The 17848-nt window shown below is 65.0% G+C and carries 13 protein-coding genes; 5 read left to right on the forward strand and 8 right to left on the reverse strand.

Annotated elements, in window-relative coordinates; all coding sequences use genetic code 11:
- The first annotated feature begins 152 nt into the window (after nucleotides 1-152).
- On the forward strand, nucleotides 153-1133 hold the full coding sequence (gene meaB / locus ABC729_RS14240) for a methylmalonyl Co-A mutase-associated GTPase MeaB (RefSeq protein ID WP_495608212.1): 981 nt from the start codon (nucleotides 153-155) through the stop codon (nucleotides 1131-1133).
- Here the strand turns inward: meaB and ABC729_RS14245 are convergent.
- Nucleotides 1075-1656: a YceI family protein gene (locus ABC729_RS14245; RefSeq protein WP_495608213.1), complete on the reverse strand. Its 582-nt coding sequence runs from the start codon at nucleotides 1654-1656 to the stop codon at nucleotides 1075-1077. The two genes, meaB and ABC729_RS14245, sit on opposite strands and share 59 nt — an antisense overlap.
- A 708-nt stretch (nucleotides 1657-2364) precedes the next feature.
- Nucleotides 2365-3651: an isocitrate lyase gene (gene aceA, locus ABC729_RS14250; RefSeq protein WP_495608214.1), complete on the reverse strand. Its 1287-nt coding sequence runs from the start codon at nucleotides 3649-3651 to the stop codon at nucleotides 2365-2367.
- A gap of 282 nt (nucleotides 3652-3933) precedes the next feature.
- Between aceA and ABC729_RS14255 the strand changes: the two genes are divergently transcribed.
- Both ABC729_RS14255 and ABC729_RS14260 read left to right on the forward strand, forming a co-directional pair.
- On the forward strand, nucleotides 3934-4275 hold the full coding sequence (locus ABC729_RS14255; RefSeq protein ID WP_495608215.1) for a hypothetical protein: 342 nt from the start codon (nucleotides 3934-3936) through the stop codon (nucleotides 4273-4275).
- Between the two features lie 3 nt (nucleotides 4276-4278).
- Nucleotides 4279-5721 carry a helix-turn-helix domain-containing protein gene (locus ABC729_RS14260; protein ID WP_495608216.1) on the forward strand — a complete coding sequence of 481 codons (1443 nt, stop codon included), beginning with the start codon at nucleotides 4279-4281 and terminating at the stop codon, nucleotides 5719-5721.
- On the opposite strand, the gene ABC729_RS14265 is transcribed toward ABC729_RS14260, so the two are convergent.
- From ABC729_RS14265 to ABC729_RS14290, 6 genes are all read right to left on the reverse strand, one after another.
- Entirely contained in the window at nucleotides 5722-6477 is a 756-nt protein-coding gene (locus ABC729_RS14265) for a gamma-glutamyl-gamma-aminobutyrate hydrolase family protein (protein WP_495608217.1), read from the reverse strand. It lies immediately after the preceding gene.
- Between the two features lie 17 nt (nucleotides 6478-6494).
- Nucleotides 6495-7139 (reverse strand): LolA family protein, encoded by a 645-nt coding sequence (locus ABC729_RS14270; RefSeq protein WP_495608218.1) that lies wholly within the window; start codon nucleotides 7137-7139, stop codon nucleotides 6495-6497.
- Between the two features lie 31 nt (nucleotides 7140-7170).
- Nucleotides 7171-7890, reverse strand: a complete 720-nt coding sequence (locus tag ABC729_RS14275) for a carbonic anhydrase (RefSeq protein ID WP_495608219.1) — start codon at nucleotides 7888-7890, stop codon at nucleotides 7171-7173.
- A gap of 186 nt (nucleotides 7891-8076) precedes the next feature.
- On the reverse strand, nucleotides 8077-11073 hold the full coding sequence (locus tag ABC729_RS14280; protein WP_495608220.1) for a diguanylate cyclase: 2997 nt from the start codon (nucleotides 11071-11073) through the stop codon (nucleotides 8077-8079).
- A 362-nt stretch (nucleotides 11074-11435) separates the two neighbouring features.
- A complete protein-coding gene (locus tag ABC729_RS14285; protein WP_495608221.1) occupies nucleotides 11436-12080 on the reverse strand; it encodes a LysE family translocator in 645 nt (214 codons plus the stop codon).
- The gene (locus ABC729_RS14290) at nucleotides 12077-14377 is read right to left on the reverse strand and encodes a mechanosensitive ion channel domain-containing protein (protein ID WP_495608222.1); all 2301 of its coding nucleotides are present in this window, start codon (nucleotides 14375-14377) and stop codon (nucleotides 12077-12079) included. The genes ABC729_RS14285 and ABC729_RS14290 overlap by 4 nt, the downstream gene beginning before the upstream one ends.
- A 169-nt stretch (nucleotides 14378-14546) precedes the next feature.
- Between ABC729_RS14290 and ABC729_RS14295 the strand changes: the two genes are divergently transcribed.
- Both ABC729_RS14295 and rnr read left to right on the forward strand, forming a co-directional pair.
- On the forward strand, nucleotides 14547-15209 hold the full coding sequence (locus ABC729_RS14295) for a sulfite oxidase-like oxidoreductase (RefSeq protein WP_495608223.1): 663 nt from the start codon (nucleotides 14547-14549) through the stop codon (nucleotides 15207-15209).
- A 335-nt stretch (nucleotides 15210-15544) separates the two neighbouring features.
- Nucleotides 15545-17836 (forward strand): ribonuclease R, encoded by a 2292-nt coding sequence (gene rnr / locus ABC729_RS14300; RefSeq protein WP_495608224.1) that lies wholly within the window; start codon nucleotides 15545-15547, stop codon nucleotides 17834-17836.
- Nucleotides 17837-17848: the final 12 nt, after the last annotated feature.

A 17848-nucleotide genomic window follows, 5' to 3' on the forward strand; every position in this document is an offset into this window, starting at 1 on the left:
AATCCAGAATCACATGGATTCCCGCCGCTTGCAAAGCGCTGCCGATGGTCACACACAAAAGGCGTAGAAACCACGCCCACCCCCTGGCGATTTGACTAGACCGCCCGCCTGTTCCACAGTGCCGGCCCCGTTGCCGCCTGGAGCCCCTGCCCATGCCCATCGCCGACCTTGCCGAGCGTATCCGCCGCGGTGACCGTCGCGCCCTGGCACAGGCCATCACGCTGGTGGAAAGCACCCGGCCCGATCATCGCGAACAGGCCGAGGCCCTGCTGGCCGCCCTGCTGCCATACACAGGCAAGGGCGTGCGCATCGGCATTTCCGGGGTGCCCGGTGTCGGCAAATCCACCTTCATTGAGGCGTTCGGCCTGCATGTCATCGGCCAGGGACACAAGGTCGCCGTGCTGGCCATCGACCCGACCAGCCAACGCACAGGCGGGTCCATCCTGGGCGACAAGACGCGCATGGAGATGCTGTCGCGCGATATCAGCGCTTTCATCCGCCCCTCGCCCGCCGGGGCCACGCTGGGTGGGGTAGCGCGGCGCACGCGGGAGGCCATGCTGCTGGTGGAAGCCGCCGGTTTCGACGTGGTGATCGTGGAGACGGTGGGGGTGGGGCAGTCGGAAACGGCGGTGGCCGATATGGTCGACCTGTTCCTGTTGCTGCTGCCGCCGGCGGGCGGGGATGAATTGCAGGGCATCAAGAAGGGCATTGTCGAACTGGCCGACATGATTGTGGTCAACAAGGTCGATGGCGATCTGGCCAATGCCGCCCGCCATGCCGTGGCCGAGTATCGCCACGCCCTGTCGCTGCTGCGGCCCGCCAATGCCAACTGGCGGGTGCCGATCCTGTCCTGTTCGGCGCTGAACAATCTGGGCATCGACAAGGTCTGGGACGGGATCGGCGAATACCGCCGCATCCTGGGCGATGACGGGTCCATCGCGCGGCGGCGGGCCGAACAGGCCCAGGCCTGGATGTGGAACGAAATCCGCGAAAGCCTGATCAGCGCCTTTCAGGCCGATCCGGCGGTGCGGGCCGAACTGGCTGGTCTGGAACGCGCCGCCGCCGACAGCAGCGTCACGCCGGGGGCGGCGGCCCGCCGCCTGCTGGAGCTGTTCCGGCGGGCAGGTCCCTGATCTCGATCCGGATATCCACCCTGTCGGCGATAAACAGGCTGGCCAGGCCCGGCCGCATGCCGAAATCGCTACGTCTGATGCTGGTAGACGCCGTTGCGCCGTGATCGGCCAGGGTGACGTCCAGATCGATGGGCCGCGTGATGCCGCGCAGGGTGAGATCACCCGTCACCCGCCCGCTATGGGGGCCGGTGCGGGTGGCAGTGCGGCCGATGAAGCGCATGGTCGGATAGCGGGCCGTGGCGAAGAAATCATCGCCTTGCAGGTCGCGGTCGCGGCGTGGGCTGCCGGTATCGACGCTGCCGGTGCCGATGGTGACATCGATGGCCCCCACCTCGTCCGTGGCGGGATCAAAGCTGAAACTGCCCGCGATATCCGTAAACCGGCCCGTCGCCCGCGCCACCAGCAGATAGCGGATGGAAAACCCGACCTGCGCGTTGGCGGCGCTGACCTGATAGGGTTCCGGTGCCGCCCCGGCGGGCAGGGGCAACAGCAGACAGGCGACAAGCAGCAGGCGGCGGATCATGGAATACTCCGGTCAGGTCCGAAGTGATGACGTCGCCAGCATGGCATGGCCGCAGGTGGGTATGAAAGGGGCGGGGATTATGACGAGTGCTGCCGACCGCGGTGACCCCACCCCTTTCAGTCCTCTTCTCCAAACCATACGAACATTACGCTGTCACCTGCACGGACCGCGACCCATTCGGCTTGCATCTCTGCGATTACCGGTGTCACGACCGGCCCATCGTCCAGGACAAGGGGCGTGTATCCATCCATGAACGTCTCCTGATATGAAACGGCTGCGTGAGGTCAGACATGACAACGCACCGCCCACCCCTGTCGCGGAGGCGGAACGGTGCGTTGTCATCCTGGGATTGGAGACCGGGATCCGGGTGCGGGCCGGACCTAGCCTTTGTTTCGTCGTGTGATTGACGGTCCTGATGAAAGCATCGGGACCGTCAATCACACTTTGAGGCGTTGGGAGAGAGCGCCCACCATCGCCTAGTTCGTCAGTCTGAAAGGGCCCCGGGTCCGGTACGATCCGGCGGGGTCGGCGATCCATCGCGCCGTCCGTCGGCTTTCCGCCGCCCCCTCCCATCCAGCGCGGAGGGAGGCGGAAAGGTTCCAGCCTGGGGGGCCAAGAGCCTGGGGGAAGGATGCAGCCCCTTCCTCCGGCAGACCCGCCACCCTGTTCAGGAAGGGCAGCGGATCAATTTGAGAAACTGGGAACCGATCAATGGAACTGGTCGGTCTCGGTGCTGTCCTTCATGGCGGTGGTCGAAGACGTACCGCCCGAGATGGCGACGGCCACAGCGTCGAAATAGCCGGTGCCCACTTCGCGCTGGTGCTTCACGGCGGTGAAGCCCTGGTCAGCGGCGGCGAATTCACGCTGCTGCATCTCGGAATAGGCGGCCATGCCGCGTTCCTTGTAGCCCTTGGCCAGTTCGAAGGTGGCCAGGTTCAGGCTGTGGAAGCCCGCCAGGGTCACGAACTGATACTTGTAGCCCATGGCACCCAGCTCGGCCTGATACTTGGCGATGGTCGCATCGTCCAGGTTGGCCTTCCAGTTGAAGGAGGGCGAGCAATTATAGGCCAGCATCTTACCGGGGAACTTCTTGTGCACGGCCTCGGCGAAGCGGCGGGCATCGTCCAGGTTCGGCTTGGAGGTTTCCCACCACATCAGATCGGAATAGGGGGCGTATTCCAGAGCGCGGGCGATGCAGTAATCGACGCCGACACCCTTCTTGATGCGGAAGAAGCCTTCCGGCGTGCGGTCGTTGCGGTCGATGAAGGGATGGTCGCGCTCATCCACATCGCTGGTGATCAGCTGGGCCGACTCGGCATCGGTGCGGGCGACCACCAGGGTGGAGGTGCCGCAGACATCGGCGGCCAGACGGCCAGCGTTCAGGGTACGGATGAACTGTTGGATCGGGATCAGCACCTTGCCGCCCAGATGCCCGCACTTCTTTTCAGACGCCAGCTGGTCCTCGAAATGGACGGCGGCGGCACCGGCCTCAATCATGCCCTTCATCAGTTCAAACGCGTTCAGCGGACCACCAAAGCCAGCCTCGGCGTCGGCGATGATCGGCGCGAACCAGTAGGTGTCGCCCTTGCCTTCCGCCGTCTGGATCTGATCGGCGCGCTGGAAGGCATTGTTGATGCGCTTCACAACGGCGGGGACGGAGTTGGCGGGGTACAGTGACTGGTCGGGGTACATCTGCCCAGCCAGATTGGCATCAGCCGCGACCTGCCAGCCCGACAGGTAGATGGCTTCCAGGCCGGCCTTGACATGCTGCAAAGCCTGATTGCCCGTGAAGGCGCCCAGCGTGTGGACATAGGGGCGGGTGTGCAGCAGTTCCCACAGGCGGCGGGCACCCATTTCGGCCAGCGTGTACTCGATCTTCACCGACCCGGACAGGCGGCGCACATCCTCAGCCGTGAAGTCGCGCTTGATACCGTCATAGCGCTTGGCGTGGATGGCGGCGAGATCGATGCTCTGGGTCTGGTCCAACGGGGACATGTCTCAACTCCTGGCCTGGTGTGGCTCACTGGTGTCTCGTGCGGGCCGCTTTTTGTTCCGCACCATTTGGTGTGCAGTGCAGCGCCGTTGAGATGAACATGAACCCGAGACATAAAATGATCAATAGAGTGAATTTCGTAAAATAGTATTGCTGTCACAGCTTGTAATGATGATTGCTGTGATATTGTAAAGTCTGTAAATTGATGGGGTGAGGCAGCGGGGACCCTGGCCATGAAAAGCATCGCGGAGAAGCTGGGTTTCAAGCCGGGCAGGTGTGCATGGATGCTTGATGCTCCTGGAAATATTCAGAAAATCATCGGTTTGCCAGCCGAACAGCCTGATGGCGATGTCGACCTGCTGCTGGGCTTTGCCGTGGATGTCGCGGCCCTTGATCCCCTCGCCGACCGCATGCTGCGAATTTACAAACGCGGCGGGACCTTCTGGGTGGCGCATCCCAAGAAGAGTGGCTCGATCAAAAGCGATCTCTCCCGCGATGCGGGATGGGACCGGCTGACCCGCGAAGGCATGATCCCGGTGACCCAGATCGCCATTGATGATGACTGGTCCGCCCTTCGGTTCCGCTATCGGGACGAGGTGAAGGTGATTACGCGCAAGGAAGGCTGACCCATGTCCGACAAGAAGGCCATGCTGGGCCACAAGGTCCGCCGCCTGCGCCGCGACCTGAAGATGACACAGGCGCAGATGGCGGAGGAAATTGGCGTATCCCCCTCCTATCTGAACCTGATCGAGGCCAACCAGCGCCCGCTGACGGTGCCGCTGCTGCTGAAAATCGCGTCGGTCTATGGCATCGACATGGCCAGCTTTGCCGAGGATGATGAGACGCGGCTGGTTGCAAGCCTGCGGGAGGTGTTTGCCGATCCCCTGTTCGAGGCAGGCGATATCAAGGCCCAGGATATGAAGGAGGTGGCGGCGGCGGCCCCCAATCTGGGCCATGCCATCGTGTCGATGTACCGCGCCTATCGCGAGGCGCGGGAGGATCTGGGTGCGCTGGCGGAGAAGGTGGCCGACCGCGACAAGTTGCAGGTCATAGGCGCACATGCCTTCCCGCAGGAGGAAGTGTCGGAATTTTTCCAGGCCGAGCAGAACCATTTCCCCGATCTGGAGATCGCGGCGGAGAGCCTGTGGATCGATGGCGATCTGGACAGCGGCAATCTCTATGGCACCCTCTCGGCGCATCTTCAGAAGAAGCATGGGGTGCGGGTGCGCCTGATGCCCATTGATGTGATGGGCGGTGCCATCTGTCGCTATGACCGGCATTCCAAGCGCGTGCTGATCTCCGAAATGCTGGACCCGGCGGGCCGTACCTTCCAACTGGCCAGTCAGGCGGCCCTGCTGGGTCAGGCGGCATTGCTGGATGCCGCCGTGTCACGCGGGTCTTTCAGCCATGAGGAATCCCGCCGGCTGGCGCGGGTGGGACTGGCCAATTATTTTGCATCGGCCCTGATGATGCCCTATGGGCGCTTCCTGACGGCGGCGAAGGAGGTGCGGTACGATATCGAAATCCTGTCCCGGCGCTTTGTCGCCAGTTACGAGCAGGTCTGCCACCGGCTGACGGCGCTGCAACGGCCCGGTGCCAAGGGGGTGCCTTTCTTCTTCGCGCGAGTCGATCCCGCCGGCAATATGTCGAAACGGTTCAGCGCCACCCCCGGCTTCCATTTTGCGCGTTTTGGCGGGGCTTGCCCGCGCTGGCATCTGCATGATGCCTTCCGCCGACCGGGGGAGATCCAGACACAACTGGCCCGGATGCCGGACGGGACCACCTTCTTCTCTGTCGTGCGGACGGTGGAGAAGCCCGGCGGCGGCTGGAAACAGCCGGCGCGGCAGTTTGCGGTGGCCATTGGCTGCGATCTGGCCCATGCGGCACAGCTGACCTATGCCGATGGCCTGGACCTGTCGAACGTGGAGGCGGCCACGCCCATCGGGGTGAATTGCCGCGTCTGCCCGCGCCTGGACTGCACCCAGCGCGCCTTCCCCCCGCTCTCCCATCGTCTGGCGGTGGATGAACATATCAGGGGTGTGTCCAGCTATGTCAGCGTCGGGGCGGTGTAGTCACCGACCCGCATAGGCCCGGACGGCATCGCCAAAGGCCGACAGCAGGGCCGCATAGGGCGGGTTCTCCCAGAAGCGCCATTCCGGGTGCCATTGCACGCCCATGGCAAAGCCGGGACCACCCGTATAGCGCACGCCCTCGATCTGGCCATCGGGGGCCACGGCCTCAATCGCCAAACCATCGGCGATCCGGTCAATCCCCTGCTGATGCAGGGAATTCACCATCATCTCTGACAGGCCGGTAATGCGCGCGAACGCACCGCCTGGCGTCAGGGCCACGGGATGGACGGGCGCGTACTGTACCTCAACCGGTGCGTCCTTCGGCTCCCGATGGTCCATGCGGCCCGGCACCTCCTGGATACGCGGGTGAAGGGTGCCGCCCAGCGCCACGTTCAGTTCCTGGAACCCCCGGCAGACGGCGAAGACCGGGATACCGCGCGTCAGGGCCGCCTTCAGCAGTGGCAGGCTGGTGGCATCGCGGTGCGGGTCCAGTGGCGGGGTCAGCATCGCGTCGGGCAGGCCATAGAGCCCTGTATGCAGGTTGCTGGGGCTGCCCGTCAGGAACAGCCCGTCCAGCCGGTCCAGCAACCCCTCCACTTCCCACCAGTCACCCAGGGCCGGGATCAGCATCGGCTGGCATTCCGCCCCGTGGCTGACGGCGCGGATATATTTATCGCCCACGACATGGAACGGATGCGGACCCAGTTCACGCGCGTCGCAAGGCAGACCAACCAGCGGTTTGGCGGAACGGGTCATCAGGCAAGCTCCGTAGCTTAATCACGTTCCCGGCGACGGCCGGATTCGCGGAAATAGAACTGATCCTTGTCCAGGCTGACGCCGAATTGCGGGTTCTGCAAGGCTACTTCTGTCGTCCGCCCCTGGGCATCCAGCACCCGCCATTTGCGCAGGCTGAACGGCTTTTCCTCAAAGACCAGTGTCAGGCTGCCCTGGCCGGGTTCCTTAGTTTGGACCAGGGTCACCTCCAGCACGCCGTCATCCTGACCCAGGCGGGTCACGGTGACGTCGCCGGACAGGCGGATATTGTCGCGTAGCAGGAAATCGGCCAGCGTGCTGCCGATGGGGGCGTTCTGCTGCTCCTTGACCTCCGCGTCCCAGAAATAGACGAAGCGGCCATCGGCCACGATGTAATTGCCGTTTTCGGCATAGTCGATGCGCATGCGGCCTGGGCGCAGCAGCTGGAACGTGCCCGTCGCCATGGCGGCACCATCATCGCTGGACTGGATGAACTGCGATTTCAGGCTGCGGATATCGTTAAGATAGGCCTCAACCGCCGGCAGGCGTGCCTTTTCCTCCGCCGACAGGGCGGGCGGCGGCGGGGCCTTGCCCTTGGTGGGGGCGGCAATGGCGGGAAACGACAGGGCGGCAGCGGCCAGAAGGCCCAGGATGATCTTGCGCATGGACATGTTCTAGCCGCCGATCATGGCCGGATTATGTATGGGCCACGGTTCCATCCGCCTGTCCTTCGACGGCGGCGGCAGCGGTGGCGGACAGGGCTGAATGGGTGGAATGGAAGCGCGGGCGGGGCGGGGATACCGGCTGGAACTGCCCGGTGGCATTGTCCAGCACATGCAGTTCGGCATCGGCCACGTCGAACAGCATGCCGCACAACATCAGCTTGCCTTCCTTTTCGGCTTCCGCGATCCAGGGGAAGGTGCGCAGATTGTCCAGCGACAGCCGGACCACGGCGCGTTCCAGTTCCGGCAGGTCGGTTTCGGCCCCGGCCGGCTGCCCTTCGCGGAGCTTGGTCAGGGCGGGTTCGGCGATCGACATCCAATGATCGACAAAGTCCGACTTCTGGTCGCTGCGGTCCTTGGGCAGGGCTGCGACACCGCCGCATTGGCTGTGGCCCATCACCACCAGCAGCTGCACGCCCAGCTCGCGCACTGCGAATTCCAGGGCGGCGGAGGTGCCGTGGTAATCTTGGTTCGGCTTATAGGGCGGGACCAGATTGGCGACGTTTCGAACAACGAAAAGGTCACCCGGCTGGGCCGCGAAGATCAGGGTCGGGTCGACGCGGCTGTCGCAGCACGTGATCAGCGCGGCCTTCGGCTTCTGGCCGGCCCAGGCCAGCGTGCGGAACAGGCCCCGCTGCTGCTTGAAATTCGTGCGCCGGAATTCCCGGAACCCTTCGATCAGGTCCTTCAGCATGGTGCGCCCCGCATGTACGGAAGGTCGGTAGACCGCAATGTGCGCCCGCAACATGACGGTACGGAAGGTCGCTGTCCAGACCAGTGTGACGCTTCCATGTCATGGGGGGGCTGCGATGGTGTCGTTTGGGTTCCTCCATCATCGGCGCTGTTTTCGATTATCGAAACAGCGCTGACAACCCGCCATTCAAGCCGGTGGCGTGCCAGCAGCGACCATCACCTTATCACGGCCCGCATGTTTGGCAGCGTAGAGCGCCTGATCGGCGCGGTGTATCAGGGCATCCAGGCTTTCCGTCGGCCCACGCCAAGCTGCCACCCCCAGGCTGGCTGTCACCCGCACGTCGCTGCCATCCAGGCTGGTGGTGGCAGCGGCGAAGGCCTGTCGTAGGCGTTCGGCCATGCCCGCCGCCCCCGCCAGATCGGTTTCCGGCAGCAGCAGCACCAGTTCCTCCCCCCCGAAGCGGGCGGCAAGGTCGGAGCCCCGGATGGCACCCGACAGGATTGCGGCGGCGGTGCGCAGGACGGCATCCCCCATACGGTGCCCATACTGATCATTCACGCGCTTGAAATGGTCCAGATCGATCAGCAGCAGCGACAGTGGCCGCTGATGCCGCCCGGCACGGAGCTGTTCGGCGGCGGCCAGCTCCATGAAGCGGCGGCGGTTCAGAAGGCCGGTCAGCGGATCGGTGCTGGCCAGCATGTCCAGCCTGGCATTCGCCGCCACCAGATCACGGGTCCGGTCGGCGATTTCCGCCTCCAGCCGCGCACGCTGCCGGCGCAGGGCACCGGTGCGGGCCTGGACAATGCCGATCACTGCGGTCAAGGCCAGCAAGGCCATGCCCAGGCGCGCCCACAGCGTCTCATACCAGTGCGGGGCGATGGTGATGGGCAGGATCAGCGTGGCCAGCGGCGTATCCTGTCCGGCCTGGGAGGCTTCGACCCGCAGGGTATAGTCGCCCGCCGGCAGGTTGGTGTAGCTGGCCTCCGGCGCGCGGGTGCCGCTATCAAGCCAATCCTGATCAAATCCATCCAGCCGGTGGCGATAGCGCAGGTCGCCCGGCGCGCGGTAGTCCAGCAGGGAAAAGGCCAGTGACAGGTTGCGCTGATCGGCGTCCAGCAGCAGGCGGCGGCCCGTTTCCGGCAGCCGTGCGGGGGGCAGCGCCTGATGGTTGACCTTCATCGCGGTCACCCGTAGCAGCGCCGGAGGCGCATGACCGGCGTGATCCTCGGGGTCCAGGATGGCAAGCCCGCCTAACCCGCCGATCAGCATGTGACCGCCTGGTCCCGCCGCCATGTCGCGGATGACGTAGAATTTCAGATTGGCCCCGTCGCGCTCCCCGAACAGGGTAAAGCGGCCCGTCTGCGGGTCCAGCATACCCACCCGTGATGGGGTGGTGAACCAGACCCGGCCCTTGGCATCCACGGCGAGACCGCCGATATTGTCATGCGGCAGACCGTTGCGACGCCGGACGGACCGGAACCGGGGCGCGGCCCCCAGATCCTCCACATCCGCCACCACCAGCCCGCCACCGGCCGTGGATACCCACAGGCGACCATGCCGGTCCTCCGCCAGACCGGTGACATAGGCATGGGACAGGCTGTCGGGATTGGCCGGATCGGGGCGGTGATTGCGGAATCCCCCTTGCCCGTCGGCCACGGCCAGCCCGCCCGCCGTGCCCACCACCAGCCGCCCATCCGTCAGGAAGGCCAGGGATCGGACATTATCGTTGGGCAGGCTTTTGGGGTCGCCGGCATTATGCCGGAACCGCTGACATGTCCCGCGGACGCTGTCGAACCGGGTCAGGCCGTCGAAACTGCCGGCAATCACCTCCCGCCCGTGGCTGATCATCACATTGATGATCTGCCCTTCCAGGCAGGGGATCGCCGATGGCGTGATTGCCATGGTGAGCGGGTCGATGGCGGCCACACCGCGCGCGGCGGCCAGCAGCCGTCCGTCGGGCAGCGGCACCAGGGCGCGCACGTCGCGGCCATTATTGGGTGGCGGCAGGTGCAGACGTTCGATCCGACCACCACCCAGGTCCAGCACATCGACATCGCCATTGGCCAGACCCAGCCAGACCCGTGATCGCGCGTCAGTATGGGCGACATAGACCTCCGGGTTGGACAGGGCCATGGGCGACAGCGGCGTGGCCGGCACGACGCGTAGCCGGTCGGCATGCGGGTCGTAACGTTCAACCCCCTGATCCGTGGACAGCCAGACATTGCCCGTGCGGTCCAGCATGATATGGCGCAGCCGGTCGCCATTCAGGCTGCCCGGCAGCACGGGGTCATGCCGGACCTGCCGAAGCCGGCCCGTCGCTGGGTCCAGGATGATCAGGCCGGCCCCATCTGTGGCGATCCATAGGCCCCTGCCGGGCACATCCACGATGGACCGGATGGTCCGCCGCCCGGCCAGCCCGTCCGGCCCTGTCAGGCCCGCCACGGCATGGGCGCTGCCGTCCGGCATCAGATAGGCCGCACCCGTATCGCCCGAGCCGACCCACAGCCGCCCGTCGCGATCGCGGTGGATGGCCCAGACCTCCAGATTGATCGTGTCGGCGGCGGGGCCATCGGCCCTGACCGGGGTGAAATGCGTCTCCCCGGCGCGGCGGCGCATCAGGCCGCCCATGCCACCGACCCACAGGTCGCCATTGGGTTCCTGCAGGACCGCGAACAGCTTGGCGTTCAGAGCCTTGCCGTCTGCATCCAGCATCGGCACGGGGCGCAGGCTGTCGTCCGATGCCCGCCACAGGAACAGCCCGTCATCCGCGGCGATCCAGGCCGCGTCGCGTCCGCCATCCAGGGCCGGCATGACGGCATAGATGCGCGCCCCCGGCCCGTCCTGCGCGCTGACCCGCCGGAACCGGTCGGTCGCGGGATCATAGCGGACCAGACCGGCGGCCCCCATGCCGATCAGCATCCCCCCGTCCGACAGGGGCAGCAGGGCGCGGACATAAATTTCCGGCAGACGGTCGGGATCGTCGGCGGCACTTTCCCATTGATGCAGGCGATACCCGTCATAGCGGGCCAGACCCGCAAAAGTGCCGATCCAGATCAGCCCTGCCTTATCCTGGGCCACCGCGCTGATCGTGTCGTTGGGCAGGCCATCGATCGTCGTCAGGTCGTTGAAGGTAATGGCCGGAAAATCACCCCATGGGTCCGCGTCCGCCCCGGCGGTGGGCATTGACCCGACCAGGAACGTGGACAACAGACCGGCTAGGAACAACCCGGCACGCAACGAGGGACAGTGACGCATAGGTCAGTTCGATACCGCAATAACGCGCCACTATGCCGTGTGGCGTGCCGGCTGGAAAGGGGGGCAACCTGACCGAAGGATCAGGTTGGTCTTTTCAGGCGTCGGGAGCGCTCCCCAAACGCGTCCGTGCAACCAAGTGAAACAGAAAATCACAGGGTGTTTCACCGTTGCACACCTGTCCCGCCTGTAAAGCCAATGGCTTCGAAGCGGGCAGGCGCAGAACGGGTGGTAAGGGGATTGATGATAGCAGGAACGGGCCGGAAAGTCAGCAATCCCGACCCTGCATATGGTTACAGCGATGCCATGGCCAGCAGCAGGCCGGCACCGATCAGCAGGATGCCCGTCATCCGGTTCAGCCAAGCCTGCGCCACCGGGCCCGTCAGGCGCAGGGCCAAACCCTTGCCGCCGACAGCATAGGTCATGATCCAGCCGAATTCGATGATCAGCATGCCGATGACCAGGATGGTCAGCTGTGGTGCCATCGGTCGTTCTGGATCGATGAATTGCGGGAAGAAGGCGGCCATGAAGACCAGGGCCTTGGGGTTGGACAGGGTGATGAACAGGCCCTGGCCCAGCAGGCCCAGATGTCCGCGCCGATCAGGCCCGGCCTTGGCGGCGGCATCGACATCCGCCGTTTCATCCCGGATGGGTGCCCGCCAAGCCTGAACCCCCAGCCAGGTAAGATAGGCAACCCCCACCCATTTGAAGAGGGTGAAGGCCACGGGCGAGGTTTTCAACAGCACCCCCGCTCCCAGCGCCGACAGGCCGGCCAGCAGGCCCAACGACAGGCACATGCCGATCCCGCCCCAGGCCGCCCCCACCAGCCCATGGCGCATGCCCATGGACAGGGCAGAGAGCATGTTGGGGCCGGGCGTGGCCGACAGGAAGAAGCAGGTGGTCAGGAAAAGGGCCAGGGTCTGGGTGGAGATCATCATGCATCCGTGCGTGAGGCACCATCCATGCCAGCCGTGAAGGGATTGGCGACGGCGCTTGAACCGGAACTGATATGCAACACCTGCTGCGGGAAGGGAATGGTGATGCCCTCGGCGTCGAACCGCTTCTTCATGCGGCGGTTGAACTCACGGCCCACGGCCCATTGCTGACCCGCGCGTGTCCGGATGCGGCCCTTGACCAGGACGGCGCTGTCCTGGAACGCATCGACGCCCGCGATTTCGACCGGCCCCAGGATATTGCCGCCATAGTCCGGCTCCGCCTGCATCTGCGCCCCGATATCCCTCAGCACGGCCACCACCTTGTCCGTATCCACCGCATAATCGACGGTGACGTTCAGGACATAGAAGCTGAAATCCTTGGTGGAGTTGGTGATGGTAGTCACCGAACTGAATGGGATGGTGTGGACAGCCCCATCATAGCCGCGCAGGCGGATGGACCGGATGGACATGGCCTCCACCCCACCAGACAAGCCGCCGACAGTGACGGTGTCTCCAACACTGATCGTATCCTCGATCAGGATGAACAGGCCGGTGATCACATCCTTGACCAGGGTCTGCGCCCCGAAGCCGACAGCCAGACCGATGACGCCGGCACCCGCCAGCAGCGGTGCGATATTCACCCCCATCTCTGACAGCACGATCAGCCCGGCCATGGTGAGCAGGAAGATGGTCAGGGCATTGCGCAGCAGTGGCAGCAGGGTACGCATCCGGGCGCTGCGCACCAGCCGCACGCCCTGGTCGTCGGTGGCGTTCAGGTAGCGCAGGATGGCGCCATTGACCATTTCCCAGATCACCAGGGCCAGGGTCAGTACCACCAGAATGGTGATGGCGCTGGAGGCCACCCGCTGCCCCAGGTCGGAGCCCAGCCAGGACAGGGCATCGGCCCCCCAGGCCTGCAACAGCAGCAGCAGGGTGAACAGGGCCAGCACCACCTGCGCTACCCGGCGCAGGAAGGGCAGGTACCGGTTGGCCCGTTCCTCCAGGCCCGGATAGGCGGTGCGCACATCGTCGGGTACCTTCAGCCCCTGATCCACCAGCCGGTCCAGCCCTTCGGAAAGCAGACGCGACACGATCAGGACGGCACCCGTGACCAGGGTGGCACGCAGCACGAAATCAAACCCGCCGGCAATTTCCAGCGCCCAGATCAGATAGACGGCCCCCAGATAGAGGATGGCCAGGATATGCCAGACATCGGCCAGCCTTTGGCGGACCAGCGACAGGGCGGCCAGACGGCGGGCCTGTGCCGGGCTTGGGCCAAGCAAGGGCTCGTCCCCCGACGCTTCACCGGCCAGGACATCGCGTAACGCCTTGTCGCGGTTATCAGGATCGGATGAAGGCTGGCCGCGCAGGGTCTGGGCCACTGCGTCGCGGTTTTGCAGGATCAGGACGATCAGCATAGCGGTGACCAGCAAGCCGACCAGCTTCAACCATGCGGCATGCGGCGTGGCGGGCAGGCCCAGCACGCGCATCGCCTCACCCACGAAATAGCCGTAGACACCGATGATGGTGATGCGGCGAATCCAGATCATCAGATAAGCTGCCGTCTCATCCGTGACGCGGGCCAGTCGCAGGTTGGAACAGGCCGGTGACAGCAGTACCCGGCTTGCCACCAGCACGCCCTGTACGATCAGGCTGGCATTCAGGATGATCAGTGAGGCCAGCCGCACGGCACGCGGTGCCTCTGTCGCCGACAGCAGGCCGAACCCGGCCAGAGCAAAGGCCGCCATAGGCAGCAGATCGATGACCAGCCGGGCCAGCAGCAGCAGAAGCTTGGCCAGAAGTCCGCCGGGCAGGCGCGCACCCAAGGCCGCCCGTGGCCGGGCCAGCAGCCAGATCATGACAAAGCGCGCGGCATAGCCGCCGCCGATGATGCCGGCCAGATGCAGGGCCAGCAGGATCCAGGCGTCACGCTTGGCAGGGTCCACCATCTGCTGGTTCAGCCAGCGGATGGCGTGTGGCGCGTCGATGACGGCGCGGCTGGCGGCGGCCACCTGCTGGCTGAACAGGTCGATCCGGTCAGACAGGGTGTTCAACACGCGGCTGCCCATGGTTTCCGGCGCCGCCGCTGGCTTATCCACCGCCTTCAACGCCTTTAACTGCGCCAGCAGCGCCTCGCGCTTGGCTGGGTCCTCCAGTGTGGTGATCAGCCGGTCAACCTCGGCGGCGCTGGGCTTCTCCGTGGCGGGGGCCGCATCCTGCGCAGGGGTGGGAGAGGCCGCCAGCACGGCCAGCGCCATCAGCAGGCAGGAGAGGAGAAGACGGATCGGGCGGGTCTGCATGGGCAGGTCGGGCCTTTTGTTCCGAAAACCGAACGGGTTGCGACACCCAACATAGCAATCCTGGCCCGATGTTCCATGGGGAATGGCCATGTGCGCAACACCCCTCGTCCCCGCCCGCCGGTCGCGCTATGTATCTGGCAAAGCAATCCAACCAAGTCACGGACCATCCATGCCCCCCGCCGACACGCCCGAAAGCCCGCCCAACGCCAAGCTGGTTGATGCCAAGCAGAAATGGGCCGAGGAAGGCCGCCTGATGACGGGTACGGCCGCCCCCCGCGCCGACCGTTTGCCCCCCGGCCAGCGGGAGGTGAAGAACTGGCCCGTGCTGGATCTGGGCATTCAGCCGGAGATCGCACTGGATCAGTGGGAACTGACCATTGACGGGCTGGTGGCCCATCCCACGAGCTGGGGCTGGGCGCAGTTCAAAAGCCAGCCACCCTTTACGGACGTGTCGGACATCCACTGCGTCACGGCCTGGTCACGCTATGACAATCACTGGGAGGGCGTATCGGCCAAGCATATCCTGGAGACGGTCAAGCCGCTGCCGGAAGCAAAGCACATCGTCTTCCATTCCTATGATGGCTACACGACCAATGTGGCGCTGTCCGTGTTCGATGATGCAGACGTGCTGCTGGCCCATAGCTGGGAAGGTAAGCCGATCACGACCGAACATGGCGGGCCGGTGCGGGTGATCATCCCGAAATTCTATTTCTGGAAGTCGGCCAAGTGGGTGAACCGTATCGAATTCGTGGCCGAAGACCGGCCCGGCTTCTGGGAAGAACGCGGCTACCACAATGAGGGTGATCCCTGGACCGAACAGCGCTATAGCTGAGGCGGGGTAAGCGATTCGGTCCGTTGTCAGATGGCGGCGGCGGGCTTATATTCAGGAAGGTTGCTAGGACAGGGCCAACTGTCCCGGCTTCCCCTTAGAACCGGATCACAAGGCGCAGGCTGATGCCGAAGCCTTTGAACACCAGTTCTATGGAACGGGGTTGCTTAGTTTCGGTAAGCATCCTTCTCGCTCCTGTGTGGCGGGGGGGCCAATCCGCCCCCTGTTACACCACGAGGAATAGAATAGGCGAACGCTGATTCCTCTTGAAGGAACCTATCGGCGTCTCGCCTATTTTTTTGCCTTCAGCCCATCTTGTACACGCGGACATCATCCCCTTGAAAAATCCCAAGAAAGAAGCCCCCTTCCCCACCAAGGAGCAGGTCCTGGAATTCATCCGGGAAAGCCCCTATCCGGTGGGCAAGCGGGAAATCGCGCGCGCCTTTCACATCAATGGCGATGACCGTGTCGCGCTGAAGGAGTTGCTGCGCGACCTGGAAGGGGATGGAACCATTGAGAAGGGCGGGCGCCGCCGTCTGGCCCCGCCGGCCAGCCTGCCGCCCGTGGGCGTGGTGATTGTGACGGGCTTGGATGGCGATGGGGAGCTGATCGCCCGGCCCCTGAACTGGTCCGATCCCGACCGGGAACCGCCGCGCATCATCATGAAGCCGGAACGCCGTGGCAGCCCGAGCCTGGGCGAGGGGGACCGCGCCCTGGCCCGGCTGGCCCGCATCCGTGATGACCTGTATGAGGGGCGGACCATCAAGAAGCTGGGCGGGGATCAGACCGCGCAGATGGTGGGCGTCTATGAGCTGGGCCCCGATGGCGGCCGCCTGCGCCCCGCCGACCGGCGGGCCAAGGCGGAATTCGTGATCCTGCCCCAGAATGCCATGGATGCCGCCCCTGGCGATCTGGTGGTGGCGGAGGTTCTGCCCTCCTCCCGCCATGGCCTGAAGCAGGCGCGGGTGGTGGAGGTGCTGGGCGGGATTGACCAGCCCAAGGCCATCAGCCTGATCGCCATCCATCAGTACGGCATCCCGGTGCATTTCCCGCCCGCCGCCATTGAACAGGCGGAGGCCGCGACGGAACCCACCCTGTCGGGCCGCACCGACCTGCGCGATATCCCGCTGGTCACCATCGATGGGGCCGATGCGCGCGATTTCGACGATGCCGTGTTCGCGGAAAAGGATACGGACCCCAATAATGCGGGCGGCTGGCACCTGCTGGTCGCCATTGCCGACGTGTCCGCCTATGTCACACCGGGCAGTCCGCTGGACAAATCGGCGCTGGAGCGGGGCAATAGCTGCTACTTCCCCGACCGCGTCGTACCCATGCTGCCAGAGGCGCTGTCGAACGAGCTGTGCAGCCTGAAGCCCGGCGTCAACCGCGCCTGTCTGGCCGTCCATATCTGGATCGACGCGTCAGGCCGGATTAAGCGGCACCGGTTCGTGCGTGGCCTGATGCGCTCTGCCGCAAGGCTGACCTATGAACAGGTGCAGGAAGCGTTCGACGGCGCGCCCGATGATCTGACGGGTCCGCTGCTGGACCCGGTCATCCGCCCGCTCTATGGCGCCTATGAAGTGCTGGCGCAGGCGCGGGCCAAGCGCGGGACGCTGGAACTGGATCTGCCCGAACGCAAGGTGCGGATTGGGGAGGATGGCAAGGTGGCGGAAATCGGGGTGCGTGCCCGGTTCGACAGCCACCGCCTGATCGAGGAATTCATGATCGCCGCCAATGTCGCGGCGGCAGAGGCGCTGGAGGTGCGAGACACTCCCCTGCTCTATCGTGTCCATGCCGAACCGGCGCTGGACAAGCTGGAACCGCTGCGCGAGTTCCTGAAGACGCTGGGCTATAACCTGGCGAAGGGCACGGTGATGCGGCCTGCCGCCTTCACCAACATCCTGGACAAGGCCAAGGATACGCCGGAGTCAGAGATGATCAGCACGGTCATCCTGCGGTCCCAGGCGCAGGCCGTGTACCAGCCCGACAATATCGGCCATTTCGGTCTGGCGCTTGAACGCTACGCCCATTTCACCAGCCCGATCCGCCGCTATGCCGACCTGATCGTGCATCGGGCCTTGGTCCGCGCCTATCATCTGGGGGATGGCGGCCTCAGCGATGAGGAGATGGGCAAGCTGGACAAGATCGGGGAGCAGATATCCGGCACCGAACGGCGCGCGGCGGATGCGGAACGGGACGCCCTGGACCGCTATGTCGCTTCATATCTGGCCGATCGGGTGGGGGCGACCTTCAGCGGCAAGATCAGCGGTGTCTCCAATTTCGGGCTGTTTGTCAGCCTGGATGAAACGGGCGCGGATGGGATTGTGCCGGTTTCCACCCTGCCCGATGATTTCTATGACCATGACGAGGTGCATCACTGCCTGCTGGGCCGCCGGCACCGCCGTGTGTTCAAGCTGGGTGAGCGAGTGAAAATCCGCCTGATGGAGGCGGACGCCATCACCGGGTCGATGGTTTTCCGCCTGCTGAACCCGGACGGGACGGAGATGCCGGGCGGGCGCGGGTCGGGCACGGGAGCGTCGCGCCGGGGCCGCCCCGAACGAAGGCGGGAACGGGCAGAGGCCGAACCGTCGGGCATGGATATGCCGAAGCCGCCAAGGCGGCGGCGGTAAATGGCGGTGGTG

The organism is Niveispirillum sp. CC-CTL257, from assembly GCF_059489915.1.

Bases quoted from the DNA above. Each gene is read 5' to 3' on its own strand.
- meaB (WP_495608212.1), top strand. From the start codon at position 153: ATGCCCATCGCCGACCTTGCCGAGCGTATCCGCCGCGGTGACCGTCGC.
- ABC729_RS14245 (WP_495608213.1), bottom strand. From the start codon at position 1,656: ATGATCCGCCGCCTGCTGCTTGTCGCCTGTCTGCTGTTGCCCCTGCCC.
- aceA (WP_495608214.1), bottom strand. From the start codon at position 3,651: ATGTCCCCGTTGGACCAGACCCAGAGCATCGATCTCGCCGCCATCCAC.
- ABC729_RS14255 (WP_495608215.1), top strand. From the start codon at position 3,934: ATGCTTGATGCTCCTGGAAATATTCAGAAAATCATCGGTTTGCCAGCC.
- ABC729_RS14260 (WP_495608216.1), top strand. From the start codon at position 4,279: ATGTCCGACAAGAAGGCCATGCTGGGCCACAAGGTCCGCCGCCTGCGC.
- ABC729_RS14265 (WP_495608217.1), bottom strand. From the start codon at position 6,477: ATGACCCGTTCCGCCAAACCGCTGGTTGGTCTGCCTTGCGACGCGCGT.
- ABC729_RS14270 (WP_495608218.1), bottom strand. From the start codon at position 7,139: ATGCGCAAGATCATCCTGGGCCTTCTGGCCGCTGCCGCCCTGTCGTTT.
- ABC729_RS14275 (WP_495608219.1), bottom strand. From the start codon at position 7,890: ATGCTGAAGGACCTGATCGAAGGGTTCCGGGAATTCCGGCGCACGAAT.
- ABC729_RS14280 (WP_495608220.1), bottom strand. From the start codon at position 11,073: ATGCCCACCGCCGGGGCGGACGCGGACCCATGGGGTGATTTTCCGGCC.
- ABC729_RS14285 (WP_495608221.1), bottom strand. From the start codon at position 12,080: ATGATGATCTCCACCCAGACCCTGGCCCTTTTCCTGACCACCTGCTTC.
- ABC729_RS14290 (WP_495608222.1), bottom strand. From the start codon at position 14,377: ATGCAGACCCGCCCGATCCGTCTTCTCCTCTCCTGCCTGCTGATGGCG.
- ABC729_RS14295 (WP_495608223.1), top strand. From the start codon at position 14,547: ATGCCCCCCGCCGACACGCCCGAAAGCCCGCCCAACGCCAAGCTGGTT.